The 26,268-nt window shown below is 73.1% G+C and carries 25 protein-coding genes, 1 tRNA gene and 1 pseudogene; 20 read left to right on the forward strand and 7 right to left on the reverse strand.

Annotated elements, in window-relative coordinates:
- Positions 1-107 precede the first annotated feature (107 nt).
- Positions 108-1,883: a lipase family protein gene (locus IH25_RS38655; protein ID WP_051754138.1), complete on the forward strand. Its 1,776-nt coding sequence runs from the start codon at positions 108-110 to the stop codon at positions 1,881-1,883.
- A 452-nt stretch (positions 1,884-2,335) separates the two neighbouring features.
- Complete coding sequence (locus IH25_RS41335; protein WP_157847024.1) at positions 2,336-2,641, forward strand: hypothetical protein; 306 nt, start codon at positions 2,336-2,338, stop codon at positions 2,639-2,641.
- On the opposite strand, the gene IH25_RS0127660 is transcribed toward IH25_RS41335, so the two are convergent.
- Positions 2,632-3,075 carry a hypothetical protein gene (locus IH25_RS0127660; protein ID WP_030616253.1) on the reverse strand — a complete coding sequence of 148 codons (444 nt, stop codon included), beginning with the start codon at positions 3,073-3,075 and terminating at the stop codon, positions 2,632-2,634. The two genes, IH25_RS41335 and IH25_RS0127660, sit on opposite strands and share 10 nt — an antisense overlap.
- A gap of 712 nt (positions 3,076-3,787) precedes the next feature.
- On the opposite strand from IH25_RS0127660, the gene IH25_RS0127665 reads away from it, so the two are divergent.
- Positions 3,788-4,009, forward strand: a complete 222-nt coding sequence (locus tag IH25_RS0127665) for a hypothetical protein (RefSeq protein WP_030616256.1) — start codon at positions 3,788-3,790, stop codon at positions 4,007-4,009.
- A gap of 155 nt (positions 4,010-4,164) precedes the next feature.
- Here IH25_RS0127665 and IH25_RS43120 read toward each other — a convergent pair whose 3' ends face one another.
- Complete coding sequence (locus IH25_RS43120; RefSeq protein WP_157847025.1) at positions 4,165-4,485, reverse strand: transposase; 321 nt, start codon at positions 4,483-4,485, stop codon at positions 4,165-4,167.
- A gap of 39 nt (positions 4,486-4,524) precedes the next feature.
- Between IH25_RS43120 and IH25_RS0127670 the strand changes: the two genes are divergently transcribed.
- The 15 genes from IH25_RS0127670 to IH25_RS0127740 all read left to right on the forward strand — a co-directional run bounded on the left by IH25_RS0127670 (position 4,525) and on the right by IH25_RS0127740 (position 21,005).
- Positions 4,525-5,574 carry a ParB N-terminal domain-containing protein gene (locus IH25_RS0127670; protein ID WP_030616260.1) on the forward strand — a complete coding sequence of 350 codons (1,050 nt, stop codon included), beginning with the start codon at positions 4,525-4,527 and terminating at the stop codon, positions 5,572-5,574.
- A 106-nt stretch (positions 5,575-5,680) separates the two neighbouring features.
- The gene (locus IH25_RS0127675) at positions 5,681-7,327 is read left to right on the forward strand and encodes a phosphohexomutase domain-containing protein (protein ID WP_051754139.1); all 1,647 of its coding nucleotides are present in this window, start codon (positions 5,681-5,683) and stop codon (positions 7,325-7,327) included.
- Positions 7,328-7,673: 346 nt separating this feature from the next.
- Complete coding sequence (locus tag IH25_RS0127680; RefSeq protein ID WP_030616266.1) at positions 7,674-8,057, forward strand: peptidase inhibitor family I36 protein; 384 nt, start codon at positions 7,674-7,676, stop codon at positions 8,055-8,057.
- A gap of 418 nt (positions 8,058-8,475) precedes the next feature.
- Complete coding sequence (locus IH25_RS0127685) at positions 8,476-9,429, forward strand: hypothetical protein (RefSeq protein WP_157847026.1); 954 nt, start codon at positions 8,476-8,478, stop codon at positions 9,427-9,429.
- Positions 9,422-10,723 carry a galactosyltransferase-related protein gene (locus tag IH25_RS38660; RefSeq protein WP_051754141.1) on the forward strand — a complete coding sequence of 434 codons (1,302 nt, stop codon included), beginning with the start codon at positions 9,422-9,424 and terminating at the stop codon, positions 10,721-10,723. The genes IH25_RS0127685 and IH25_RS38660 overlap by 8 nt, the downstream gene beginning before the upstream one ends.
- Positions 10,720-12,135: an MFS transporter gene (locus IH25_RS0127695; RefSeq protein WP_030616274.1), complete on the forward strand. Its 1,416-nt coding sequence runs from the start codon at positions 10,720-10,722 to the stop codon at positions 12,133-12,135. The genes IH25_RS38660 and IH25_RS0127695 overlap by 4 nt, the downstream gene beginning before the upstream one ends.
- Positions 12,117-12,755, forward strand: a complete 639-nt coding sequence (locus IH25_RS0127700) for a hypothetical protein (RefSeq protein WP_157847027.1) — start codon at positions 12,117-12,119, stop codon at positions 12,753-12,755. The genes IH25_RS0127695 and IH25_RS0127700 overlap by 19 nt, the downstream gene beginning before the upstream one ends.
- Positions 12,752-14,080 (forward strand): FAD-dependent oxidoreductase, encoded by a 1,329-nt coding sequence (locus tag IH25_RS0127705; RefSeq protein WP_167346052.1) that lies wholly within the window; start codon positions 12,752-12,754, stop codon positions 14,078-14,080. The genes IH25_RS0127700 and IH25_RS0127705 overlap by 4 nt, the downstream gene beginning before the upstream one ends.
- Complete coding sequence (locus IH25_RS0127710) at positions 14,068-14,970, forward strand: nucleotidyltransferase family protein (protein WP_030616283.1); 903 nt, start codon at positions 14,068-14,070, stop codon at positions 14,968-14,970. Before IH25_RS0127705 ends, IH25_RS0127710 begins: the two co-directional genes overlap by 13 nt.
- A 30-nt stretch (positions 14,971-15,000) precedes the next feature.
- Complete coding sequence (locus IH25_RS0127715) at positions 15,001-16,176, forward strand: glycosyltransferase family 4 protein (RefSeq protein ID WP_030616287.1); 1,176 nt, start codon at positions 15,001-15,003, stop codon at positions 16,174-16,176.
- Between the two features lie 67 nt (positions 16,177-16,243).
- Positions 16,244-17,143 (forward strand): aminotransferase class IV, encoded by a 900-nt coding sequence (locus IH25_RS38665; protein ID WP_051754142.1) that lies wholly within the window; start codon positions 16,244-16,246, stop codon positions 17,141-17,143.
- Positions 17,143-17,736: an NUDIX domain-containing protein gene (locus IH25_RS40835; protein WP_051754143.1), complete on the forward strand. Its 594-nt coding sequence runs from the start codon at positions 17,143-17,145 to the stop codon at positions 17,734-17,736. The genes IH25_RS38665 and IH25_RS40835 overlap by 1 nt, the downstream gene beginning before the upstream one ends.
- A complete protein-coding gene (locus tag IH25_RS0127730; RefSeq protein ID WP_051754144.1) occupies positions 17,733-19,079 on the forward strand; it encodes an alkaline phosphatase in 1,347 nt (448 codons plus the stop codon). Before IH25_RS40835 ends, IH25_RS0127730 begins: the two co-directional genes overlap by 4 nt.
- 109 nt (positions 19,080-19,188) lie before the next feature.
- Positions 19,189-20,394, forward strand: a complete 1,206-nt coding sequence (locus IH25_RS0127735) for an Nramp family divalent metal transporter (protein ID WP_078844445.1) — start codon at positions 19,189-19,191, stop codon at positions 20,392-20,394.
- Between the two features lie 62 nt (positions 20,395-20,456).
- Positions 20,457-21,005, forward strand: a complete 549-nt coding sequence (locus tag IH25_RS0127740) for a GNAT family N-acetyltransferase (RefSeq protein WP_051754145.1) — start codon at positions 20,457-20,459, stop codon at positions 21,003-21,005.
- A gap of 220 nt (positions 21,006-21,225) precedes the next feature.
- Here the strand turns inward: IH25_RS0127740 and IH25_RS0127745 are convergent, their stop codons facing one another.
- The 3 genes from IH25_RS0127745 to IH25_RS0127755 all read right to left on the reverse strand — a co-directional run bounded on the left by IH25_RS0127745 (position 21,226) and on the right by IH25_RS0127755 (position 23,328).
- On the reverse strand, positions 21,226-22,398 hold the full coding sequence (locus IH25_RS0127745) for an MFS transporter (protein WP_030616308.1): 1,173 nt from the start codon (positions 22,396-22,398) through the stop codon (positions 21,226-21,228).
- 369 nt (positions 22,399-22,767) lie between these two features.
- Positions 22,768-23,040 carry a hypothetical protein gene (locus IH25_RS37865; protein WP_051754146.1) on the reverse strand — a complete coding sequence of 91 codons (273 nt, stop codon included), beginning with the start codon at positions 23,038-23,040 and terminating at the stop codon, positions 22,768-22,770.
- 214 nt (positions 23,041-23,254) lie between these two features.
- Positions 23,255-23,328 (reverse strand) — tRNA-Pro (locus tag IH25_RS0127755).
- 183 nt (positions 23,329-23,511) lie between these two features.
- Here IH25_RS0127755 and IH25_RS0127760 point away from each other — a divergent pair.
- Positions 23,512-24,090 carry a DUF309 domain-containing protein gene (locus IH25_RS0127760; protein WP_037655705.1) on the forward strand — a complete coding sequence of 193 codons (579 nt, stop codon included), beginning with the start codon at positions 23,512-23,514 and terminating at the stop codon, positions 24,088-24,090.
- Positions 24,091-24,182: 92 nt separating this feature from the next.
- Positions 24,183-24,971: a precorrin-6A synthase (deacetylating) gene (cobF, locus tag IH25_RS0127765; RefSeq protein ID WP_030616314.1), complete on the forward strand. Its 789-nt coding sequence runs from the start codon at positions 24,183-24,185 to the stop codon at positions 24,969-24,971.
- 9 nt (positions 24,972-24,980) lie between these two features.
- Here cobF and IH25_RS42525 read toward each other — a convergent pair.
- A pseudogene (locus IH25_RS42525) lies at positions 24,981-25,225 on the reverse strand (precorrin-6A/cobalt-precorrin-6A reductase); the annotation flags it as partial.
- 249 nt (positions 25,226-25,474) lie between these two features.
- On the reverse strand, positions 25,475-26,248 hold the full coding sequence (locus tag IH25_RS0127770; protein WP_030616317.1) for a sulfite exporter TauE/SafE family protein: 774 nt from the start codon (positions 26,246-26,248) through the stop codon (positions 25,475-25,477).
- Between the last annotated feature and the right edge of the window lie 20 nt (positions 26,249-26,268).

Below are 26,268 nucleotides of genomic sequence, written 5' to 3' on the forward strand. Positions count from 1 at the left end.
GCGGGGCACCGTCCCCGCGTCGGAGGCGGGGTTCCCTCAGGGCCTTACCGGCGGTAACTTACTGCCGAGTAAATAAAGATCCGTGCTCCCGCCTAAGGAGATCAACGGTGAAACGCCTGGTCGGAAAGCTGACTGCGAGAGCCTTACCCCTGGCGCTGGCCGCCGCCGGAGTCGCCGCCCTGCCCGTGACGACCGGCGCGGCAGCTGCCGCCGCACCCGCCCACGGCACCCTGCTGACGTCCGCCCCGGCGGACGTGAGGCTGGGCGCCGGGGCCCCCGCCGTGCACGGCTGGCGCGTCTCGTACGCGTCGACCGACTCACGGGGCCGCGCGAACACCGTCACCGGGACGGTCCTCGTGCCCGCCACCGCCTGGACCGGCGGCTCGGCCCGCCCGCTCGTGGCATACGCGCCGGGAACGCACGGGCTGGCGCCGGAGTGCGCGCCGTCCGCGCAGCTCGCGGCGGGAACGGACTACGAGACGGCGAACATCGTGGCGCTGCTCAGGAAGAACTGGGCCGTGGCCGTCACCGACTACGCCGGCTACGGGGCCGGCCAGACGCCGACGTACCTGGCGGGCCGGTCGCAGGGGCAGGCGGTGCTGGACTCCGCGCTCGCCGCGTTCCAGGTGCCGGGGAGCGGCCTGAGCGGCAGCGCGATGACCGCGGTCTGGGGCTACTCGCAGGGCGGGCAGTCGGCCGGGTGGGCCGGTCAGCTCGAACCCTCGTACGCCTCGTCGCTGAACCTGGCCGGCGTGGTCGCGGGCGGCGTGCCGGGCGACTTCAAGGCGTCGGCGCGCTACCTCAACGGCAGCACCGGCGCTTCCTTCCTGCTCCAGGGGGTTGTGGGGCTCGCGACCGAGTACCCGGACAAGATCCCCTTCGACGAGCTGGTCAACGACGCGGGACGGGCGGCCGTCGCGGACGCGAAGGACAAGTGCGTCTTCGAGACGCTCTTCGACTACATCAACGACGACATCAAGCAGTACACGGCGGGCGGCCGGACGCTGGACGAGCTGATGGCGATCGAGTCCGTGGGCGAGGTGCTGGGCGAACAGGACCTGGGCGGCACGAAGATCCAGGCACCGGTGTACCAGTACCACGGGCAGGCGGACGAGATCCTGCCGCTCGACCAGGCGATCAGTCTGAAGAAGCGCTACTGCTCGCGCGGCACGGCGGTGAAGTTCGACGTCTACCCGAGCGAGCACATCGCCACCCAGTTCCAAGCCGCGCCGAACGTCACCAAGTGGCTCACCGACCGCTTCGACGGCAAGCCGCAGCTCGTCGGCGACTGCCTGAACATCCTTCCGCCGCCCCGCTCCACGGCCAACCCCGGCGGCGGGAACTTCGTCGTCTCGCTGAACAAGTGGCTGCTCAAGGGCGGTCTCCAGCTCAAGACGCTGGGCGAGACGGTGCTCATGCCCCAGGGGCCCACCTTCACGGCGGACACCGACCTGACGGCCCGGCGGCTCGACGGATCCCTCGCCGTGCCGACGTTCCTGGAACACCTGCGGGTGATCGGGCTGCCGGTGCAGGTGCGCATCGGGCTGAAGTCGGAGGGGACGAGCGGTACCGTCTCGCTGGACGACGCCGGGCGGCTGGCCGTCCACGGCAAGGCGCTCGCCACCGTGGAGATCGTGTCCGCCGGTGAGCTGGGCATCCATATCCCGGTGGGCTGCCGGACCTCGGAGCCCGTCGAGTTCGCGCTGGACTTCGAGGGACCGGTCTCCGCGCTCGGCGGCGGCGGGCTGACGTTCTCCGGAACGACCACCTTCCCCTCCCTCACCGACTGCGGGCTGTTCGGTCCGGCGCTCAGCCTGGCCTTCTCCGGCCCCGGCAACGGCTACACCTTCACGGTCGCACCCCCGGGACCCGAGCCGTACTGAGCCGTTCCCGCCGAGGTGTCCTGAGCCCGGCCCCTGACTTGGACTTGGCTCAAGATCTGCCCAGAACCACGGCATCCGCTCCGGCCGACGCCGCCTCAAGGCATACGGCCACCCGGAGGCCCACGGCCACCGGCACAACCGCCACGCCGGACTCGCCCGCCACTGCGTCCCTGCGGCGCCGCAGATACCGGCGAGTTGACCCGGCACCATGTGAACCGGCCTCATCTCGGCGAACGGCAGCCATTCCGCCCGCCGGGCCCCAGGAGCACGGGTACACCTGGGGCCCGGCGGGCAGCTTGGTCCGATCGGCCCCGCCCAGCCCCGAGGCCGAGAACCACACCTACGACCTGGCCGGACAGATCTCCACCATTGACATCGCCACGGGTCAGCGGACTGACCGGGTGGATCCCGGCGATCAAATCCCTGACGCGAGCGAAAGGGTGGAAATTCCCGTGACAGCATCACTGACCTGCAAGAAGATTTTTTCCCTCGAAGCGGGACACGTCTACACATGGGAAACCGCAGAAGGTGTCACCGGGAACATACTCATAGATCCAGGAGGAGCAGTCGCCCGTCCCTGCACCTTGGACGGAATACCTCTCGGTGACATGCTCCTCGACAGGAACGTCGGCAATGTAGAAAATCCCGACCGGAACCTGAGGCTCCGCCGCGCTTTCCTGATCGTGGCATCGGCCATCTTCCAGGGGCTGGAGACGCAGGGGCGGCTGCCTGAAAAGATCACGCGCACTTACTGGTAAGCGCCACTCCTGCCGAGGCCGGCGGCTTCAAGCGTGGGAGTCAGGACGGGCAGGTGCTCCGGCGCCACAGCGGCGATCTCCTCGATCACCGCTCCCACAGGCCCGAGCACAGTGCCTCGACCATTGTGAGGCGCCCCTGCGGGCAGGGGCTTGACGACGGCCGGTGTGGCCACCCCACGCCGGGCAGGGTGACTGATCTCCTCCAGCAGCGCGGCGGCACGGGCGCTGTCCCCCGTGCCTGCGTCGCCCGCCGCGAGGAGCGCATCGGCCGCGGCGTACGTGTCCCAGCGCCGGCGGGAGGGGCTGTCGGCGGTGCTCGCCAAGCCCAGGATCCCCTGAGCCGGTTCCGCTGCCGCACTCGGTTTCCCTATGCGGCCGAACACCTTGGCCACCCGCCGCAGGCTGTAGGCGTGCTCGGCGCGACCTGCCAGCATCCGCCTCTCGTGGACTACGTGGCGCAGGAGCTCCCCGACGACTTGGTTGTTCCGTCGCCGACGGTGAATAGCAAGCGGGCTGCGGTCCTGACCGCGCCCTCCACAATCGAAGTCCGTCCGGGACGGTATCCGCCCGGCGTTCGGCGCCCGTAGTACGCACCGGTCCGCCGCCTGCCACCCGACCGGCACGGGCCCCCGGGCCCCGGACCGAACGGTTGGCGCCTTTCCGTCGCCGACCGCTGTCCGCGTACCGGGAAGCCGGTTGACACAAGGAACGCAAGGTACAGGTGCGGTCGGACAAGTGGCCGAAAATATGCAGGGGGAGGGCCCGAAATCGCTTGACGGGGGCCGACACCTGGGTAGGGTGAACTCCTGTTCGGTGATCAGTTTCCGCCCTTTTCCGTCCTGGCCGTCAGTCGTTTATCGTGCGACCGTTCGTCACGAGCCGGTCGTGACTCGTCGGCGAGGAACCCGGAAGGGGCACAGCCGCCGCGCTCCCGCTCGGTACCCGACATGCCGTGGCGAGGGGCAGTGCGGCAGATCCGCGAACACGTCACGAGGGCCGATCGGAACGTCGCCTTCAGGAGGGCGCGTCGACCAGTGGGGATCCGAGGAAAGGCGCATTCACTGTAGGCGGCGAACGGGACGGCCCGACGGTTTGCCGTCCCGACGGACAGCACCGGGAACCGGACGGACAACACCGGGGGGTCGCTTGTACGGCACGGACGGCAGGGGCTGCGTCGACTGCGCCTCCGCCACCTTCGACCTCGGCCGCGACTGCTCCCCACCCGGCGGTTTCCGCAGCCCTCTCGGGCAGACGATGTCGATGGCCGCCACCTCCGGGAACAAGCAGGCCCTGTCGGCGGCGCCGGGCGCCCCGCACACAGCCCAGATGGTCGTCCTGGTGCCGGAGGGAGGTATGGTCCCGGCCTAGCGGACGTCCCGGGCACCCGTCGGCCCGTGGCTGATGGGAGCGCTCCCAGTCTCTGTCACAGACTCTTGGCGGAGTCCTGGGATCCAATGGGAGCGCTCCCGCTCCTCGCTCCGCTGCCGCCCCGCGCGGGGCGCGTGTCCCCCTCACTCTCTGGATCAGGTGGAAATGAATCGATCGTTGCGCGCCGCGTGGGTGATCACCCGCGTCCGCCCCGGCCCGCGCTGCCCGCGGCATCCGCTCGGAGGTCCCTCGTCGGCCCACCGGCGGAAACCGGTGTGCGGCCTGGCCCCCGGCCCGTACCGCTCGGGCACCTCCCGCCGGGCCACTCCGGTACGGCACTTGCACACGAGCCCGTCGAGGACCGTCCGGTCGTCCCACCGCATCCGGTCCCGCGACCGGACCGGAAGCAGAGGCCGAACGAACTCCCGCTCAGGATCGGACAGTTCATGGCGACTTAGCACCAGAGCGTGATCCACCAGCAAAGATCATCCGACGACAGGGCCCAGGGGGATGGGATGAGCAACGCCAGCCGACCGGACACCGACGACCAGGGAGCCGCCCGCGAGATCGCCCGGAGGATCAGCGAGATCCGCCGGTCCCCGGTGGAACAGGTCCTCATCGACGATCTCCGGCTGACCGGCTCACCCCGGTCGCGCGGTGAGGACTCCCGCCATGTGCGGCTGCTCGGGGAGGCGGACACAGAACTGCCGCCGATCGTGGTGCACCGGGCCACCATGCGGGTCGTCGACGGGGCGCACCGGGTGAGGGCCGCCTCCTTACGGGGGCTGCGGCGGATCGGCGCGCAGTTCTTCGAGGGCGGGGAGGAGGAGGCGTACCTGTTGTCCGTCGCGCTGAACACGGCGCACGGGCTGACGCTCTCCCGGACCGACCGGACCGCCGCCGCCCTGCGCATCCTGGCCACCCACCCGTGCTGGTCGGACCGGAGCGTCGCGGCCGTCGCGGGCATCTCCGCGTCAAAGGTGGCGCGACTGCGGGAGGGCGCAGCGGCCACCGGCGTCAGGACCCGGATCGGGCGCGACGGCAGGTCACGGCCCGTGGATCCGGCCGCGGGACGGGCCCGGGCCGGCGAGCTGCTGCGGCAGGATCCCACCGCCTCGCTCCGGCAGGTCGCCCGGGCGGCCGGGATCTCGCCCGCCACCGCGGCGGACGTACGGGACCGGCTGCTGCGGGGAGCCGACCCGCTGCCCGACCGGCTGCGCCGTGCGGCGGAGCGCGCGGCGCGGCGGCCCGGTCACCGGCCCGGGCCGGCGGACGGCGAGTTCCCCCGGACGGCGCCCGCCTCGCCCGAGGCACTCACCCGGGTGATCGACACGCTGTGCCGCGACCCGTCGCTGCGGCTCACCTCGACCGGCCGCGAGGTCCTGCGCCTTCTGCGGGTCTGCGCCACCGCGGTGCGCGACCAGCGGCGGATCGTCACGTCCGTGCCCCCGCACTGCCTGGCTCCTCTCGCCGAACTGATGCGCGGCTACTCCGGCATCTGGCAGTCCCTCGCCGAAGAACTGGAGCGGGCGCACAGCGCGAGCACGCGGGATCTGACGCACTGATCCGCCCGCCCCGCCGGGGCGGGGACCACACCAGGGCCATGGAAGAAACACGAGGAAGCCGGGACCGCCGGCGCGCGGGCCCGGACCGAGGAGACGAGGAGACGAGATGCCACAGGACCAGACCGACGTGGCCGTACCGCACCGGGAGGAGCTGATCGACGTCTCCCGGGTGGTCGGTGCGTACCACTCACTGCGGCCCGACCCCGAGGATCCGCGGCAGCGCGTCGTCTTCGGCACCAACGGGCACCGCGGCTCCTCCCTGGACGCCGCCTTCAACGACGACCACATCGCCGCCGTCAGCCAGGCGGTCGCCGACTACCGCGCCGCACGCGGTGTCACCGGCCCGCTCTTCCTCGGCGTGGACCCGCACGCCCTGTCGGAACCCGCCCGGATCACCGCCCTCGAGGTGTTCGCCGCCAACGGGGTGACCGTCCTGCAGGACGCGCCGGGTGCCTTCACCCCCACTCCGGCCGTCTCCCACGCGGTGCTCGCGCACAACCGGGGGCGTGGCTCGCGGGGCTTGGCCGACGGCGTGGTGATCACGCCGTCGCACAACCCGCCGGCCGACGGAGGCTACAAGTACAACGAACCGCACGGCGGCCCCGCCTCGGCCACGGCCACCGCGTGGATCGAGCAGCGCGCCAACGAGCTCCTCACCACCGGGCTGTCACAGGTGCGCCGCGTGCCCTACGCCCGTGCGCGGGCCGCGGACACGACAGGGCGGTACGACTTCCTCGGTGCCTACGTCGACGACCTGCCGTCCGTGCTCGACCTGGACGCGGTGCGCGCCGGCGGCGTCCGGATCGGGGCGGACCCGCTGGGCGGCGCCTCGGTGGCCTACTGGGGCCGGATCGCCGAGCAGTACGGCCTCGACCTGACCGTACTGAACGACCGCACCGACCCCACCTGGCGGTTCGTCGCACCCGACCACGACGGCAGGTTACGGACGGACTGTTCGTCACCGCACACCATGACAGCGCTGGTGGAGGGGCGCGGCCGGTACGACGTGACCGTCGCCAACGACGCCGACGCCGACCGGCACAGCATCGTCACCCCGGACGGCGGACTGCTCCCCGCCAACCACTACCTCGCCGTGGCCGTCCCCTACCTGCACGCCCACCGGGAGGGCTGGCGGGCGGCCGCCGGGATCGGCAAGAGCGTGGTGACCTCGGCCCTGGTGGACCGGGTCACCGCGGAACTGGGCCGGCCGCTGGTGGAGATGCCGGTCGGCTTCAAGTGGTTCACCGAGGGACTGTGGACCGGGGAACTCTGCTGGGGCGGTGAGGAGTCGGCCGGGGCGTCGTTCCTCCGCCGGGACGGCTCGGTCTGGACGACCGACAAGGACGGCATCGTTCCCGCCCTGCTCGCCGCCGAGATCATGGCCGTCACCGGGTCCTCGCCCTCGGAGCGGTGGCTCCGGCTCACCGAGCGCCTCGGCCGTCCGCATTACGTCCGGGTCGACAGCCCCGCCACTCCCGGACAGAAGGCCGCGCTGGCCCGGTTGTCCGCCGGGCGGCTGCCGGCCGGGCGGCTCGCCGGGGAGGACGTCGAGTCGGTACTCACCCACGCGCCGGGCAGCGGCACACCCCTGGGCGGCATCAAGGTGACCACGCGCAACGCCTGGTTCGCGGCCCGTCCGTCCGGAACGGAGAACCTCCACAAGGTCTACGCCGAGTCCTTCCTCGGCCCCGGGCACCTCGCCCGCGTCCTGGAAGAGGCCCAGGCGATGGTGGCGAAGGCGATCCGGGAGTGACCACGTCCTGAGCGGCGCCACGCCGCCCGCCCGTACCGTATTCCGGCCGCCCTGGGGCGCGCGGAATGCGAAGGCAGCCCAGCGGGGAAAAAGCCGGTGAGTTCATGCCGCGCGCTCCGCGACGGCATGCCCGAATACGGCCGCCGTGGCGCCACGGGCCCCAAATTTCCACCGGACGCCGTCGGCCTTTTCTTGAACGCCGATGAACGCCGGGGAATGTCCGCGCGCATTGCACCCCGACGGGGTGAGCGCGGTCCGTACCGGATTCCCGCTTCTCCCGGAGCCCAGCGTCGGGCGGCCGGGAGGTGCCGGGAAACACCGATCCGCAACGAGGAAAGGGTTTTTCATGTTCCGTGCAGTATTCACCCGCGGCCGTCTGCTCGCCGCCGCTGCCGGTGCCGGCGCGATCGTCGCGGCGGGCACCGTACCCGCCGCGGCGCAGCCGGCGCCGGCGTCCGCCGCGGTGTGCGAGTTCTCGGGCGCGCTCTGCCTGTTCGAGGGGACGGACTACACCGGCGAGAGGTTCACCGTCCAGTCGCTCGAGCCGGGCGTCGCGGTCTGCGTCGACCTGGCGGAGCACGGCTGGGCGGACCGCGCGCACTCCGCCGTCAACAACAACAGCAGGTCCGCGACCCTCTTCATGGGTGCCGACTGCACCGGGAGGGGCCTGTCCGTCACCGGCAGCCTGCCGTCCTTCGACTTCCCCGCGCTGAGCGTGCGGGTGTACTGACGGCCGGCCGCGGCGCGTGCCCGTCCGAGCCGGACGGGCACGCGCCGCCGTTCAACCGCGTTGTCGGCGCGGTCGGACACCCCGGCACGCCGACGCGGTGCCGCGGATCCGGCGGGAGCACGGTCCTTTCGGGTCCGCGGTCCGCCGGGGTGGCCAACTTGGAAAAGGGAAACTCTGACAACGTTGACAGTGAACGTTGCTCCCGGAAGTATGCGAGATCGCCTGAACGCGAGCGCGTACACGTTGGAGGACGACGACGATGAACGAGCGGCCCGTTCTTATTCATACCCATGGCATCGGAACGATCGACTACAGCTCGATGTCTCCCGAACAATTGGGCGCGGTGCATGAACTCGCCGTGGAAGGGGGGTTCGACGTCGTCCCGGGAATTTTCTTGGGGCGCGACCATATTTCTGCGTTGGCGGAAGTGATGTGCGCCTGGCACGAGAACCGCTCGTTGCTGCCGGCCATTTCCGGCTTCTCCGTGGAGGGTCCTCTCCTGGGACGTACGGGCGGGGTGCCGCCGCGCGGGATCTGGTCGCCCACCGCCCGCGAATGGGAGCGCATCGCCGCCCTGGGCCGGTACGGACTGCGGTACATCGTCATGGGCCCCGACATGGGTGACCTCGACGACGAGCTGGACGACGGCCTGTCCTACCGGGACGTCATCGACCTCTGCTACGCCAACGGCGTCAAGATCGCGCTCGGGCACTTCCAGCACGACGCGCCGGAGCTGAGCGCCGAACGCACCCGAGCCGTCATCGAGCACGTGCAGGACCGCTACGGCCCCGGCCCCGAGGTCCTGTTGACGGACCACCTCTACAACGACATGCCGCGCGCCTTCCGGCACGTGTGGCGCACCGCGCAGGAACGTTCCCGCCGTGCCGAGCAGCTCGCGCCGGTGCTCGCGGCCGACTGGGACACGGCGGACCTGGACCGGCTGCTGGGCCCGGTGCCGGCCACCCTGCTGCGGGCCGCCCGGGAAGGGCGGCTGCTGCCGTTCCTCAACTTCGACGGTGACCACGTCGACCTGGAGGTCTGCCGCCGCACGCTGGAACACCTCGGCCCCGAGCGCGTGATCGGCATCACCGACGACACCAGCGTCCCCTTCCTGGCCGGCGAGGAACTCCACCACCGTCAGGGCAGCGGTCTCTGGTACCGCTCCGACGGCATCGTGGCGGCCGGCTCCCGGGGGCTCGACGCCCAGCGCCGCAACGTCGCCGGCCTCACCACCGACGACACCGCCTTCGACCACCTGTTCCGGCACAACCCGCGCCGTGCGCTGACCCCGCTGCGGGCGCCCGCGGCGGCCGGGGTGGGCGGCCGGGCGGCCGGCGGCGCCCCGCGTCACGAGGAGCACGGCCGTGCCTGAGCCCGCCGTGGGGTACCGGCCCGCCGGCTCCGGCGCGCGGCAGCCCCTCGCCACCGCCGCCGGGACGACGGCCCGTGACGCGGCGGGCGTGTACGTCGCCGCCTGCGACCCGGAGGCCGCCGTCAACGCCAGCACCTGGCGGGAGACGGAGGCCGCCCATCGCGCGGTGCGGACCGCGCTGCTGTCCCACGCCTGGGCGGACGGGTCGGTTCCACAGGTCCTGCGGCGACTGGCCGGGGACCCCGCCGACGCCACCGCGTACCGGCTTGTCGAGGCGGCCCTCACCGCCGAGCTCGCCCGTGGCGGCGCGTTCGCCGCACGGCTCACCGAGCTGCTCGCCGAGGTGACGCGCACCAGCGTCGTCCGGTACCACCTGGGCGCCGCCTACCGGCAGCCCACGCCGGACGAGCCCCCCGCTCCACGGACCCCGGAAGAGGTCCTCGCCCTGCTCGCCGACGACCCGGCACTCCGTCCGGCTCCCCGGGCGGGCACGGGCGACCCGTTGATGGCGGTCGTCGTCCCGGTCCGGGCGCACCCGTCCGACACCGGCCGGGCGCGCAACGCCGTGGCCGCCGTCGCCTCCGCGCTGCGGCAGGACCTCGACCGGTCCGCGTACCGCGTCGTCGTCGTGGAGCAGGACGTGCGGCCCCGGATGGACCGGTACCTCGCCGGCCTCGTCGACGAGTACCTGTTCCTCCCCAACCCCGGTGCCTTCAACAAGAGCTGGGCGCTGAACGCCGGTGTGGCGGCCGTGCCGAAGGCGCGTCACCTGTGCTTCCACGACGCCGACATGGTGGTGGAGCCGGACCACCTGTCCAGGGTGGTGGCCTGCCTGGAAGAGGGCCCGCCGGCGCTGCTGCCCTACGGCGACCTGATCTTTCTCGACCCGGTCAGCAGCGGCCGGGCCATCCGGTCGCTGCTGGCACCCGGCGGCCCGGCGAGCGCGGACCCGGCCGGCCTGCGGGGTTTCGCGCTCCGCGACGTGTGGGGCGGGTACGTCTGCGTCACCAGGGAGCTCTTCGAGACCGTGGGCGGCTACGACGAGCGCTTCCGCGGCTGGGGCGACGAGGACAACGAGTTCTACCGGCAGGTGCTGCGGCACACGTCCGTGCCCCGCTGGAGCCGGCCGCTCGCGCACCTGTGGCACCGCCGGCCGGTCATGGTCGACGCCGAGGGCCGCCGGGCCAACCAGCACATCGCCAGGACACCGCGGCCGGCCGACCCGGGGCCGCTCGGCGACCCGGCCAAGTACGCGCACGAGATGCCGCACGACATGAGGACGGACACGGCGTGAGCACAGAGAACAAGGGACTGCCGGCCCGGTTCGGCGTACCCCCGCTGACGGAGGTGCGCCGGACCACGGCCGCGGTCCTCGTGGACACCGTGGGGGTGGGGCTGATGATCCCCATCTCCCTGCTGTACTTCACCCTCACCACGGACATCCCGGTCGCGTCACTGGGCGTCGCCCTCACGGCGGCCACCCTGCTGTCGCTGCCCGCCGGGCTGGCCGGCGGAGCGATGACGGACCGCTTCGGCCCCAAGCTGGCCATGGTCACCAACAACCTGGTGTCGGCGGCGGGTTACGTCCTGTACCTCTTCACGGACGGACTGCTCACGGCCTTCCTGGCCATGCTGCTGGTCGCCGTCGCGGACCGGATGTACTGGGCCTGCTGGTCGTCGTACGTGCACACGCTGAGCCACGGACGGCCCTTCGAGCGCTGGTTCGCCTTCCTGGAGTCGATCAAGGCGGGCGCCATGGGGCTGGGCGCGCTCCTGGCCACCCTGATCCTCGCCGTCAGCACCGACGTCGGCGCCCGCTGGCTGGTCGTCCTCAACATCGCCACCTGCGTGGTGGCCGCGCTGCTGTTCGTCCTCCAGCCCATGACCCCGGCGACCGGCGACGTGCCCCCCGCGGCGGACGACGAGGACCCCGAACTCCTGCAGGCCGTACGGGGCTGGCGGACCGTGCTCGCCGGCCGCACCAACCTCCTCTTCGTGGTCGGGCAGTTGCTGCTCAGCCCGGTGATGCTGCTGCCCTCCGTGGCGTTGCCGCTGCTGTTCGTGGAGCGGTGGGACATGCCGGTCTTCGTGTCCACGCTGCTCTTCGCGCTGAACACCGGTGTGGCGGCGCTGATCCAGACGCCGCTCAGCCACGCCGTGCGCTTCCGCTCCCGCGCCGGGGTCATCTGCTTCTCCGCCGGGCTGCTGTCCGCCTCGCTGCTGGTGATGGCCGTCCTGCCGGAGCGGCGGTCGGTCCTGGCCTGGTGCGTCGTGGTGTTCGTCGGCATTGTGCTGGCCGTCGTGGACGCGCTGTACATGCCGGCCTCCAACGCCCTGATGACCGAGTCGGCACCCGACGCGGTGCGCGGCCGCACCGTCGCGGTGTTCCAGACCGCGGCAGCCGTGGGCATGGCGGTCTTCCCGGCCTGCTTCAGCTTCGTCTTCGAGCTGTCGTCGGTGCTCACCTGGGTCCTGCTCGCCGTCGTCATCGCCGCGGGCGGGCTGTGCTTCGCGGCCGCCTCGGCGCGGCTGCCGCACGCGGTGCGCTTCCCGGAGTCCCGCACCCCGGACCCGACCGCTCCCCCGACGGACCCGGCCGCGCCGCCCGCCGGTCCCGCGCGCGAGGCCGCGCCGCCCGCGGCCGGCACCACGGAGCCCGGCAGCCCGCAGACCCAGGTGCCGGGCAAATGGGCGGGGTCGCAGTGAGCCGCCTTTCCAGCGGCCCCGGACGCCCCGCCCCGCCGGTGCCGCGGGACCGGCCGACCCCGGGCGCGTGCGCGGATGCCGTGGCCGTGCACCGGCTGCGCGTCCCACCCGCCGCGGTGCGCGGGCCACTCGTCCGCGACGGCGTCCTCTTCCACATCGACGTACGCCACCAGCACCTCGCCGCGGTCGTCGAGGGGCGGACCCGGGTGGTGCTGCCGAGCGTGCCGGCCGATGCCGTGCTCTGCGCGATCGGCGACGAACTGCGGATCGCGTACCCGGTGCCCGGCGGCTTCGGCGGTGTCGGTTTCCACGTGCGCGAGGGCCTGTCCACCTGCCCGGTCCCCCGGTCCTTCCCGCCCGTCCTGTGGGCCCCGCTGCGGGCCGCCGCCGCGCCGGCGGGCGTGGTGAGGGAGCACACGCAGATCCGGATGGAGACCGGCGGCCCGGCCCTGGAGCTGTCCCTGCCCGCCGCCCCGCCGGACGGCGGACCGCTGCTGCGGCCCGGGGACCGGGGCGCCGTCTGGCCCGTGCGGCGGATCCTGCTGGAGCCCGCCGGTGAGGACGGGTGCCTGGTCACCGAACGTCCCCCCGGCCTGGTGTTCGGGGCGGCACCGTGGTGACCGGCCTTCCGACGGGGGACGGCACGGGCGAGCGGGTGCACTGGCCGGGCGTGGTGGTCGTCGGTGCCGGTGTGACCGGACTGCTGGTCACCGAGCGGCTCAGACGGCGCGGCGTGCCGGTGCTCCTGGTGGAGCAGAGCCGGCTCGGCGCGGGCCAGACCGGTCACTGCCACGGCTATCTGCACCGCGGCTACATCTATCGCGGCATCACCGCCTCCCAGCGGCAGGCCCTGAGCCGCTGCGCCGACTGGTGGGACGAGCACCTCGCCCGGGCGGGCGGCGACGCCGTTGTCGGCGAACGAAGCGTCGTCGGCTTCACCGGGGCCGCGGAGCGGGAGGAGACACTGGCCGCCTGGAAGACGCTCGGCATGCCCTGGGAGGACATCGACGCGCCCGGCCTGGAGGGCACCGCCGGGACGTTCGCGGTACCGGAGACCACGGTGTCGCCGCGAGCGGCGATGCGCGTCGTGGCCGGCGTCGCGGCCTCCACCCCCACCGTCCACGGCCGTGCCACGGCCGTGTGGCCCTCCGGCCGGTCGATGCGGGCCGTGGACGTCCTCACCGGCGAGGGCACGGTGACCATAACGGCCCCCGCCTACGTACTGGCGGCCGGGCTGGGCACACCGGACCTGCTGGGGCCCTGGGCACGCACCCTCGGCATACGGACCCGGCTGTCCTACATGCTGGTGTGCCGCACCGGCCGGGACCTCCCCCACGCGTTCTGCCTGCCCGCCGACAGCGCGCAGGGCCTCTTCGTGGCGTCACGGCCTCTCGGCCCCGACCGCGTGTACCTGATGTCGACCTTCGTCAGCTTCTGGGCGAGCACCGAGGACGCGGACGCGCGCCGGTCCTGGCTCGGTGCCGCCTCCCGGGTGCTCGCCACCCACCTGCCCGGCCTGTGGGAGGACCCCGAGGCCCGGTGGGGCGTCTATCCGGCGAGGAAGGTCGAGGTGGACGCGCCCGGCGGCGGACTGCCCGAGGGCGGCGTCTTCGACCTCGGCTGGGACAACGCGGTGACCGTCCTGCCGGGAAAGCTGGTGCTCGCCCCGATGTACGCGGACCGCGCCCTGGAACGGCTCGCTCGGCTCACCGGCCTCGACCGCCTGCGCGGTCCGTCGCTGCCCGGTGCGTCGCTGCCCGGTTGGCCGCTGCCCGGGCCCGGCCCGCTGCTCGCGCCGCACGGCCCCGGTGACTCGCCCTGGGCCGCCGAGGACTGGGAGATGACACCGCTGTTCACCCGCACCGAGCTCTTCGACCACCCGGAGCCGTACCACCCGGTCCCCGCACCGCCGACCCGAAAGGAAACCCACCGGTGGAGTGCCTGATCCTGAGCGCCGGAGCCGGCAGCAGACTCATGCCGCTCACCGCCCGGCTGCCCAAACCCCTCCTCCCGCTCGGCTCGACGACCGTCCTGGGACGGCTGGTCGGACAGGTGGCGCCACTCGGTCCCCGGCGGGTCCTGTGCAACCTGCACCACCACGCGGCGGCGGCCGAGCGGTACTTCGCCCACGCGGACCTGGCCCTGCCGGTGCTCAGCCGCAGGGAGGACCGGCTGCGCGGACCGGCCGGCTCGATGCTCACCTTCCAGGACGAACTCGCCGCCGCCGACACCGTGCTCGTCGTCTCCGGCGACCTGTACCTGGGGGACGGGGCGCTGGCCGAACTGGTGCGGCGGCACCAGCAGAGCGGGAGCGACCTGTCCGTGCTCGCCGTCGAGGTGGACGACGGTTCGCGCTTCGGCGTCTTCCGCTTCGACGACGGCGGACGCGCCGTCGCGCTGGAGGAGAAGCCGGCCTGGGCGGCCGGCCGGCGCAGCTGGGTCAGCGGCGGGGCGTACTGCCTGCGCCCCGAACTGCTGAAGAGGGTCCCGGCCGACGGCCTGTACGACTTCGGCGCCCATCTGATCCCCGAGCTGCTGGCCGAGCGGGCGGCGGTCTGCGTCGTCCCGTGGCTGGGACGGTGGGACGACCTCGGGACCACCGACTCCTACCGGCGGGCCGTCCTCGACGACCTCGCCTCCCGTGCCCCCGAGGGCGCGGACGCCAGCCACGTCGCGCCCACCGCCCGCGTCCATCCGACGGCGCGCCTCACCGGCCGGGTCCTCGTCGCGGACCTCGCCGTGGTGGGGGCCGGCGCCCGGCTCCACGACACGGTCGTCCTTCCCGGCGCGACGATCCCCGACCACACCACCGTGGCCGACGGCTGCGTCGCCTGACCCTGAAGCCGAACGAATCCGGGAGACCCCATGCGCGTCCTCGCCCTCGCCCCGGCCTATCACCCACTGATCGGCGGCGCCGAGTCCTACATACGCACCATCGCGACCGGACTGGCCGCCCGCGGCCACGACGTGCTGGTCGCCACGGACGGCGACCGCGTCCCCGCGCCCGCCGACGACCTCGACGGCCAGGCCCGGATCCGGCGCCTCGTGGCGTACCGGGAACTGCTGGACGACCCGACGAAACTCCGCTGGGAGCAGATGCAGTTCAGCACGGCGGAGGAACTCGCCGCCCTGGTCGACGACTGGGGCACGCCGGACGTCGTGTTCGCCAACAGCCACGAGACGGCCGTGCTCGGCAGCATGGTCGCCATGACCTACGGCCGCCCGCTGGTGGCCAACTTCCACGAGCAGCAGCCCGAACGCGGCCCGCTCGGCCGCGGCCGCGCCCGGCTGGTCTACGCCACCCTGCCGGTCAACGCGCTGGTGGCGGGCAGCCGCTTCTACTACGAGAAGGCGATCGCCTACGGCAGCCCGGTGGAGACCACCCACCACATCCCGCACGGCATCGAGTGCGAACGGTTCGCCACCGAGGGGCCGCGGCGGCCCGACGGCCGCTTCGTCATCGTGCTCAGCGGCCGCATCGCCCCCCGCAAGCAGCAGGACTTCATGGTGCGGGTGCTCGCCCGGCTGGTCGCCGGCGGGCTCGACGCCCACCTGGTCATCGCGGGCCGGGCCCACTCCTCCGACCTCACCTACCACGAGCGGCTGCTCGTACTCGTCAAGGAGCTCGGACTGTCGGACCGGGTCACGCTCCGCCAGGACCTCGCCCTCGACGACATGCCCGAGGTGTACCGGGAGTGCGACGTGGTGGTGCAGCCCAGCCTCGCCGAGGGCCTGGGGCTGGCCGTGCTGGAGGCGATGGCCGCGGGACGGCCCACCGTGGTCAGCGACGTGAGCGGGCTGCGCGAGGTGATAAGCGACCCGCACATCGGGCTGCGCCTGCCGCCCCGCGCCGAGGGCGCCTGGGCCGAAGCGCTGGCGCAGCTCGCGGCCGACGAGCGGCTGCGGGCCCGGCTGGCCACCAACGCCCTGTCCACCGTGCGCCGGGAGTTCAACGTCCGCCGGATGCTGGAGCAGACCGAACGGCTCCTGGAGGGCGTGCGCGCGGCATGGAGCCCGGACGGGTTCGACACCGACCGGTGACGTCCGCGCGGCCGGCCGCCGCCGAACCGCCCGTACCCCTTCCGCCCTGACGCAAGGACACCTCACCATGCGCGTACAGAACGGCACCATCTGGCTCGACGGGGAGATCGCCGGCTGGGAGGAGGCGAGGCTCCCCCTGATGTCGGACGCGCTGCTGCGCGGACTCAGCGTCTTCGACGGTCTGGTCGCCCGGCGGCAGACCGACGGATCCCTGGCGCTGCTCGGCGCCGAGCGGCACCTCGACCGGCTGGCCCGGTCCTGCGCGGTGCTCGGCCTGCCCCTGGAAACCGGCGTCCCCGGGCTGCTCGAGGGCTGCCGCGCCGCCGCCGAACGGGAGGCCGCCGGCTCCCCGGACTGCGACGTGTACGTCCGGCCCATGGTGGTCGGCGCGGTCCTCACCCCGCGCGCCCGCGAGGCGTCGGTGACCGTCGCGGCGTTCCGCCAGGCGCCCGCCGCTCCCACGCCGGTGGCTCTGCTGACCAGCGCGTGGCGACGCCCCACCGACGACACGCTGCCCCCCGCGCTGAAGGTGGTCGGCAACTACCAGCTCACCCGCCTCGCCCGGCTGGAGGCGAAGAAGGCCGGGTACGACGACGCCCTGGTCCTCAACGCCGCGGGACGGGTCGCGGAGTCGGCGGGCGCGGCCGTGGTGCAGGAGCTCGGCGGACGGCTCAGCACCCCGCCGCCGTGGGAGGGCTGCCTGGACTCGGTGACCGTCGCCCTGCTCGCCCTGCTCGCCCGGGCCGAGGGCATGGAGTGGGCCCGGGAACCGCTGCAGCGCACCGCCGTGCTCGGCGCGGACGGCCTCGCCCTGGCCGGGACGCTCGCCGACGTGGTCCCGGTGAGCAGGCTGGACCACCGCTCCTACGCCGCGCCCTCACCCCTGCTGGAGCAGCTCGGCCTGCTGTGGGCCGACGCGTCCCGGGGCGGCAAACACGCCGGGCTGCTCGAGACGGTGACGGTCTGATGGCGGAGCGGAACACCGACGGCGCGTTCGACGTCCTCGCCACCCGGCAGGCGTACACGTCGCCGTACATGCGGCTGCGCGAGGACGACGTGCGCTTCCCCGACGGCTCGCTCGGCGTCTGGACGGTGCTGGAGCGGTCCGACTTCGCGCTGGTGGTGCCGGAGGTGGCACCCGGCCGGCTGGCCATGGTCAACCTCTACCGGCATCCGGTCGGCCGCCGGTTCTGGGAATTCCCCCAGGGCTCGGCGTCCGACCCCGGCGTCCCGCCGGAGGAAGCGGCCGCCGGGGAACTGCGCGAGGAGGCCGGTTTCACGGCCGGTGAGTGGCACCGGCTCGGCATCCTGCACGAGGCGTACGGATACGCGACCGGCGTGTGCCACGTCTTCCTCGCGCGGTCGCTGACCGCGGTCGGCCGCTCCCCGGAGCCCGGCGAGGGAGACGTGTGGACCGGTGAGTTCGACACCGGGGAACTGTGGCGGATGCACGACGCGGGCGACCTCACCGACGCGGTGACCGTCGCCGCGCTCGGCCTGTACGAACGGACGCGGCACGGGACCGGACCGTGCCCCGGGCAGCCGGGAGGGACGGCGTGAACACCCACACGGCCGCGCACGACGGCCACCGCACCACCCAGGCCGCCGGCACCGGCTCCTGGGGCGACCCGGCGCGGGCCGAGGAGGCGCTCGCCCTGTCCGCCGGGGGCACACCCCGCAACGTCATCCTGTTCGTGGGGGACGGCCTGGGCGAGGACGAGCTGACCATCGCCCGCAACTACCTCAGGGGTGCCGACGGGCGGCTCGTCCTGGACGGGTTCCTCTTCACCGGCACGGTGACCAACTACTCGGTGGTTCCCGGCGACCCGACCCGGCACAACTACGTCACCGACTCCGCCGCCGCGGCCACCGCCTGGGCGACCGGGGTGAAGACCTACAACGGCGCGATAGGCGTGGACGCCTTCGGTGACCCCGTCCCCACCCTGGTGGAACTGGCCAGGGAACGCGGGATGGCCACCGGCATCGTCACCACCGAGGAACTCTGTGACCCCACCCCCGCGGCGATGGGCGCCCACGTGGCCGACCGCAGCGGCCGGGGACCGGACACCATGCAGCGGTGCCCGGCACAGGCGGCCGAGAACGGCGGACCGGGTTCCATCGCCGAACAGCTGGTGCGCACCCGCCCCGACGTCCTGCTCGGCGGCGGCGCGCAGTACTTCCGGCAGACCGTCCGGGCCGGCGAGTTCCGCGGCCGCACCGTCCTCGACCAGGCCGCCGCCAGCTACCGGCTGGTCACCACCGCGGCCCAACTGGCCGCCGCGGACGCCGATGCGCCGCTGCTCGGCCTGTTCGGCGAGGGCGCGCTGGCACGCGCCTGGGTCGGACCGACAGCGCGCGTCGACCGGGGCCCCGCGGCCGTGTGCCGCGTCAACCCCGACCTCCCGGCGGACCAGCCGACGCTGGCCCGGATGACGGCCAAGGCGCTGGAGATCCTGGAGCGACGGGCGGCGGGCCGGGGGTTCCTGCTGCAGGTCGAGGCGGGCCTGATCGACACCGCGAGCCACGACGGCGACCCCTGCGGCATGATCAGCGAGGTGGCCGCCTTCGACGAGGCGGTCTCCGTGGGACTGCGCTGGGCGGACCGGCATGGGGACACCCTGGTCCTGGTCACCGCCGACCACGGGCACTCCGCCCAGATCGTCCCCACCGACGTCGAGAGCCCCGGGGCCACGGCGATGCTCCTGGCACACGACGGCGAGCCCATGCTGATCAACTACGCCACCAACCTGCCCGGCGAGATCCTCGTGCACACCGGCGCCCAGGTGAGGATCGCCGCCCACGGCCCGTCCGCCGCCTCGGTCCTCGGCCTCGGTGACCAGACGGATCTGTTCCACCTGATCACCCGGACGTGGCAGGAGGCGCACGACCGTGACGGCGGCTGACCCCGGTCCCCGGGCACCGGGGGGCCGAGGCCGGCCGGCCGGCACACTGCCGCGGAGCGGGGCGAGCGGGGCGAGCGGGCCGGCGCCGCGGGGCGCCGGACGGGGCGTCATGAGCCGCGCGGTCATGCTGGGCCCCGCCTTCGTCGCCGCCGTCGCCTACGTCGACCCCGGCAACTTCGCCACCAACTTCGCCGCCGGGGCACACTTCGGCCACCGCCTGCTGTGGGTGGTGCTGCTGGCCAACGTGACCGGTCTGTTCTTCCAGGCACTGGCCGCCAAACTGGGCGTCGCCACCGGCCGTGACCTGATGCAGCTGTGCCGGGCCAGGTATCCGCGTCCGGTGACCTACGGCCTGTGGGCGCAGGCCGAGGTGGTCGTCGTGGCCACCGACCTGGCGGAGATCATCGGCGGTGCCCTCGCCCTCCACCTGCTGTCGGGCATGCCGCTGCCGCTCGGCGGCGCCGTCACGGCGGCCGTGTCCTTCGCGCTGCTCTTCCTGGACCGGCGGGGCCGCCACCGGTTCGACTGGGTCGTGGCCGGCGCGCTGTTCGGCATCGCGGGCGGGCTGCTGTGGTGCACCGCCGTGGCCGGCCCCGACACCCACGACCTGTCCACCGGTCTCGTACCGGGCTTCGAGGGCCGGGAGAGCCTGCTGCTCGCCGTCGGCATCATCGGGGCCACGGTCATGCCGCACGCCATCTACGTGCACTCGGCCCGGTCGGCGGAACGCGTCGGCACGCTGCGGCGCGCCGGGGTCTTCCGGCCGGGCCGCGACGACCGCGCGGTGCTGCGCGGGATCCGGTTCGACGTGACCGTCGCCATGGTGCTCGCCGGGATCGTCAACGCCTCCATGCTCGTCGTCGGCGCGCAGCTGGCCGGGGGCACCGGGCCGCTCGTGGAGACCCTGGAGGACGTACGGGACGGGCTGCGCGCGACGCTGGGCGAGGGTGTGGCACTGGCCTTCTGCGGGGCGCTGCTCGTCTCGGGGCTCTCCTCCTCCTCGGTGGGCACCTACGCCGGGCAGGTGATCATGGCCGGGTTCCTCCGCCGGGTTCCCTCCCTGGTGGTGCGCAGGGCCCTGACGGTGTTCCCTTCCCTGCTCGTCCTGGCGGTGGGCGTCAATCCGACGACGGCGCTAGTGTGGTCCCAGGTCGTGCTGTCCTTCGGCCTTCCGTTCGCCCTCGTCCCGCTGCTCCTGGCCACCCGGGACAGGGAACTGATGGGCCCCTTGGTGAACCGCCCGGCGACCACGGCCTGCGGCGCCTTGGCGGGAGCCGCGGTCGTCTGCCTCAACCTCAGCCTCTTCCTGCCGTGACCACCGGCCCCCGGGCCGCAGTACGCTGAATGCCCGTCGGCGACAGAACGAAGCGAGAACCCATGCGTACCGGACCCGCGACCGAGACGGACAGGCCCGCCGACAGGGCGCGGCTGCGCCCCGCGACCGCGGCGGACGCCGGCTTCCTGGCGGAAGTGCTCCTGGAGGCGTTCAACTGGGCCCAGCCGCGGTTCACCCTGGAGGAGATCCTGCGGACGCCGAGCATCGCGCACTACGTCACCGACTGGCCCCGGCCGGGCGACTTCGGCGTGGTGGCCGAGGACGGCCCGGGCCGCCCGGTCGGTGCCGCATGGGCACGGACCTTCCCCGCCGACGATCCCGGCTACGGCCATGTCGACCCGCGGGTACCGGAACTGACGCTCGGTGTCCTCCCCGGGCACCGCGGACGCGGCATCGGCGGCGCCCTGCTCGACACGCTGGTGGCACAGGCGGCCCGGGCCCGCGTCGACCTGAGCCTGAGCGTGGAGGACGGCAACCCGGCTGTCCGCCTCTACGCCGCCCGCGGCTTCGTGACGGTCGGCCGCGAGGGGAACTCGGACACGATGCTGCTCCGGCTCACCGGCACACCCACGGACCACCCCCGGACCTGACCGCCACCACACACGACGAACGGCCCCGCACGCCGACGGGCGGTGCGCACCCGGCTCCGAGCGCCGGCGGGTAGTACGTACCAAGCCCCGCGGAGACGATTTCCGGCCCCTGGCCCTCTCGGTAGTAGCCAACGGGTGTGCCGACGGCATCGGCGCTGTGTTTCGACATGCCGGCCGTGCGTTCGTGTCCCGTTCTCTCGGAGGTGTGGTGCCGGGCGGGTCACTTCGCGGTGGCGGGCAGCTCGCCCGTTTCGTCGGCGGCCTCCGCGCCTTCCCGTAGCAACCAGGTGAGCAGGGCCGCGCAGGCCGCGAAGCCCGCCGCGACGGGCAGGACCAGAGCCGCCGAGCGGGTGAGGATGACCGCTCCGAGGGCGCTGGAGAGGAAGTTGCCGAGGTACGCGGCGGATGTGTTCAGCGAGGTCACGACCGAGGCGCCGCCGGGCGGGGCGTAGGTGATGATCCGGTGCTGCTGCGGCCCGATGACCGAGTACGACACCACACCACTGAGCGCTGTGGCGATCGCCACGAGCACGAAGGTCTCCCGGATCGGCAGCATGATCAGGAAGACCGCGGTGACACCCGCCGTGGCGCCGACGACGACCCGCCGCGGGTCGTACCGGTCGGCCAGCGTGCCGGCCGCCAGATTCCCGCCGGTCGCGGCGACGCCGAACACCAGTAGCAGCAGCGCGAGCCGGGCCTGCTCACCGTCGACGGCCGGCGCGAAGACCGCGCTCATGTAGGTGAAAGGCAGGAAGATGCCGGTGAACGCCAGCAGGGTGACCACCAGAATCCGCAGGACCCGTCGGTTGGTCAGCGGCGCGATACGCTGCCGCAGCGTCGCGCCCTGGTCGAGCCGGACGGGCGGCAGCAGGACGGCGACGACGGTCGCCACCGCGGCGGCGATCGCGGCGACGAACCAGATCGCGGCCTGCCAGCCCCATGCCCCGCCGATGAGGGTGCCCAGCGGGGCACCCAGCACCAGGGCCAGCGTCGCCCCGGCGGTCACCATGGCAATCGCCCTGCCCCGCCGTTCCTCACCGGCGAGATACGCGGCCGTGGCCACGGCGCTCGCCATGAACAGTGCCGCGCCGGCACCCGCCAGCACGCGTGACACCAGCACCAGTCCGTACTGGTGCGCCGACGCCGTCACCGCGTTGCCCACCGCGAGCAGCGCGACTCCGGTGACGAGGACCCGGCGCCGTGACCACGTGCCCGTGAACGCGGCGAGGACGGGTCCCAGGATCGCGTACGCGAGGGAGAACAGACTCACCAACTGACCGGCAGCACCAGTGCTGACGTGCAGGGTCGTACGGATTTCGGGCAAAAGGCCGACGATGATGAAGCCGTCGGTTCCGACCACGAACGCACCGAGGGCCAGAACCGCGGTCGGCACACGCCAGTGAGAACCTGCTGCGGACGTGTCGTTTTCCGCCACCGTGCGATCTCCAAACCGATTGTCACCATTACCGACATTCCGAATGTCGCGATGAACGTGCCTCATGCTCCGCCGGCCTGACACCGTGCGTCGGCGGTGTCGGCGCCGGACGTCCGTGAAGGGCTCGGCCCGCGGGGACGGGACGCCGGCGAGGACGAAATCCCGAACACCGCGGCGGCTAACGTCTCATCGGTGTGCGTGCCGGGTTCCCGGTCGTTGACCGGCGGCGCGTTCATCCTCGCCTGTCCTCTTCGTCTCGTCGTTCCGGCCGTAACCAGCGTTCCGGCAGCGGTAGTTATTCCTCCGATGCTGCCGCAACGACGCTGATCAACCAGTTCCGGGGCACCCACCCACGCCGTGGAGAGGGACGGCGTACGGCCGGCGTCCTTCGACGGCGCCCGGTCCACCCGGCTGCTCGGGGCCGCGCTCCGTCCAGCCGAGCCGGCCGAGGAACTCCTCCGGCTCCTCCGTGCCGAACCGCCACGGCGTGCCGTCCTCGCGCAAGAAGCGCAGGAGCGGCTGGGTCATCGGGTGGCGCAGCAGGGTCGCGCCGGTCATGCCGATGATCGGCCGGCTCTCGGCCGGGCAGGCGTCGGCCACCGTTTCGAGCAGCCGCGCGGCCCGTTCCTCCCGGAGGAAGAAGACCAGCCCCTCGGCGAGCAGCGGTCCGCGTCCCCCGCTCGCTCCCGGGCCCGATCGTCATGACCCGCTGACACCGGTCAAGGGAGCCGTGGTCCCCAATTGATCCCCCAAAACGGCCGAGGGCCGGTTTCGGATACCTCCGAAACCGGCCCTGACCTGCGACTCTCACAAGTCGGGACGACAGGATTTGAACCTGCGACCCCTTGACCCCCAGTCAAGTGCGCTACCAAGCTGCGCCACGTCCCGATGCACTGCCGCGCGGTGGCCCGCGTGATCGTGCGGACAGCACTTTACCCCACACCGGCGGGTGCACCGAAGAGGGCCGGACAGACATTCACACAGAACGGGGCAAATCGGGATCATTGGTCGGGCGGGGGTGGGAGCGGGGCGGGGGCGCGGTGGGGGACGCGGCGGGGCACAATCGGCGGTATGACGAACTCGGGGTCATCGGATGCCAGGGACCGGGACACGGACGGGCGGGCCCGGAACGCGCGGCCCCGGGACGGGCTGGGGCGTCCCCTGCCCTACGGCGCCGAGGGCGTTCCCCGGCAGCCGGAGGGGGTGCTGCGGGCGCCGCAGGAGACCGTCGGTGAGGCACAGGCGCTGCTGGCCGCCGGACGGCCGTTCCACGCGCACGAGGTGTTCGAGGACGCCTGGAAGTCGGGGCCGCCGGAGGAGCGCCCGCTCTGGCGGGGCCTGGCCCAGCTGGCCGTCGGGCTGACCCACGCGGCCCGGGGCAACGCCGTCGGCGGGGCCCGGCTGCTGCGGCGGGGCGCCGGCGCGGTCGAGGAGTGGGCGGCCGGGCAGGGCGAGGACCGGCCCTACGGACTGGATCTCCCCGGACTGACCCGGTGGGCGCGGGAGCTGGCGGAGCGGGTGGAGCGCGACTCGGCACCGGTCGACCCACGCGTCGAGGCCCCCTGGCTGGGGCCCGCCGAGGCATCCCGGCCAAGCCCCGCCGAGGTACCCCGGCCGGGCCCGGCCGAGGCACCCCGGTCGGGCTTCTGACCTGGCCGCCTCCCCTTGCGCGGTCGATGGACCGTCGCTGCGCGTACGGAGACGGTGGACGCATTGTCAGTGGCATGCGGCAGACTCGGGGCGTGCGAAAGATTCATGTCATCGGCATCGGCGCGGGCGACCCCGACCAGCTGACCTTGCAGGCGGTCAAGACGCTGCGGAGCACGGACGTGTTCTTCCTCCTCGACAAGGGCGAGGTGAAGAGCGATCTGACCCAGCTCCGCCGGGACATGCTGGACGCGCACCTGCCGGCCGGGTCGTACCGGGTGGTGGAGGCCCGCGACCCGGAGCGGGACCGCTCGGCGGGCGGGTCGGCCTACTCCCCCGCCGTCGGCGACTGGCGCAGCGCCCGCGCCGGGATCTACGAGCGGCTGATCGCCGGAGAGCTGGACGAGGACGGCACCGGCGCGTTCCTCGTGTGGGGGGACCCCGCGCTGTACGACAGCACGCTGGGCATCCTGGAGGAGGTGCTGGCGCGGGGCGCGGTGGAGTTCACGTACGACGTGGTGCCCGGTGTCAGCAGCGTCTCCGCCCTGGTCGCCCGGCACCGCACGGGGCTGAACCGGGTCGCCCGGCCGGTGCAGATCACCACGGGACGGCGGCTGGCCGAGGGCTTCCCGGAGGGGGTGGACGACGTGGTCGTCATGCTGGACGCGCACCAGGCCTTCCGGCGGTACGCCGAGGAGGACATGGACATCTACTGGGGCGCCTACATAGGCACGCCGGACGAGATCCTCGTCTCCGGCCCGATCGCCGAAGCCGCTCCGCGCATCGAGCGCGTACGAGCCGAGGCACGCGAACGCAAGGGCTGGATCATGGACACGTACCTGCTCCGCAGAAACCCGGCGGAGGACCGGCCCACCCGGGACTGACAGGAACACCGCCCGAGCAGCCCGGCGGGGAACGGGCCCGGGGTGGGTGGCGTCCACCAAGGCCTCCACCCGGTGCTCGCGCAGCCGGTCCGCAAGGCCCTCCGGCCCGCCGAAGCCGCCGACGCGCACCTCGCCGGGCAGCGCCCGGGCCGGGCGACCCGGCCGGCGAGCGAGGTAATAACCCGCACCCCGGGCCGGACGGCGAGGTCGGCGGCGAGGCGACGGGCCTCCCTGGTGCCGCCGAGGATCAGCACATGCGCGGCATAGAGGTGAGCGTAGGAGGTGTCGGACGGCGACCGCCCGGCCGGCCGGGTGCCTCGGTCGGGGGTGTCGGGGCACGGCGGCCGGTACGTGCCCACGGCGGCCGACGTGCCCCTCCTGAGCGACCCCCCACGGGTCACTCACCTGCCGCCCTTGAAACCGTCGGCCCAGTGCCGAGCCCGCCCGTGGCGCGCTGGCCGCATCCTCCCGCCCACCATCGCCAACCAGCCCGCACAGCGCAGTCAGCGCAGCAGCAGTTGCACGCCGCCCACGATCGTCGCCGCGATGACGAGTTGTTCGAAGAGTCGCTGGTTGATTCGGTTCACAGCCCATTTGCCGAACAACGCCCCGGGCACGACGAACAGCGCGAGCGCGGCGTCAAGGAGCAGGGAGTGTCCGTCGATCAGGCCCAGGCCCACGCTGAACGGCACCTTGGAGACGTTCACGATGAGGAAGAAGAAGGCGGAGGTGCCGAGGAAGCCGAGCTTCCGGAAGCCGGCGGACAGCAGATACAGCGACATCACCGGCCCGCCCGCGTTGGCGACCATCGTGGTGAACCCGCCGAGCACGCCGTAGGAGCGGGCCTTCGTCCGGCCCGCCCGGTTCGTCACCGCCTCGGGGGCCGGCGGGGTCTCGGCCGTCCGCCGGCGCCAGATCGTGACCCCGGCCATGAGCAGCAGGATCGCGCCGATCGAGACCCGTACCATCCCGTCGTCGGCCCAGACCAGGAACAGGGTGCCGGCCACCACGCCCGCCGCCACCGCCGGGAACAGCCGCCACAGCGTGGGCCAGTGCGCGTGCCGTCGGTAGGTGGCGACGGCGAGTACGTCGCCGGCGATCAGCAGGGGCAGCAGTACGCCGGTGGAGGCGCGGGCGGGCAGGACCGCCGCGAAGATCGCGAGGCTGACCGTGTTCGCCCCGCTGACCGCGGTTTTGGAGAAGCCGACGAGTACGGCCGCGAAGGCGAGCGCGGCGAACTCCCAGCCTGATATGTGCCAGAGCGTCATCGTGTTCATTCGGGGGCCGATGTTATGCG

The organism is Streptomyces achromogenes subsp. achromogenes, assembly GCF_000720835.1.
Classification (GTDB): domain Bacteria; phylum Actinomycetota; class Actinomycetes; order Streptomycetales; family Streptomycetaceae; genus Streptomyces; species Streptomyces achromogenes.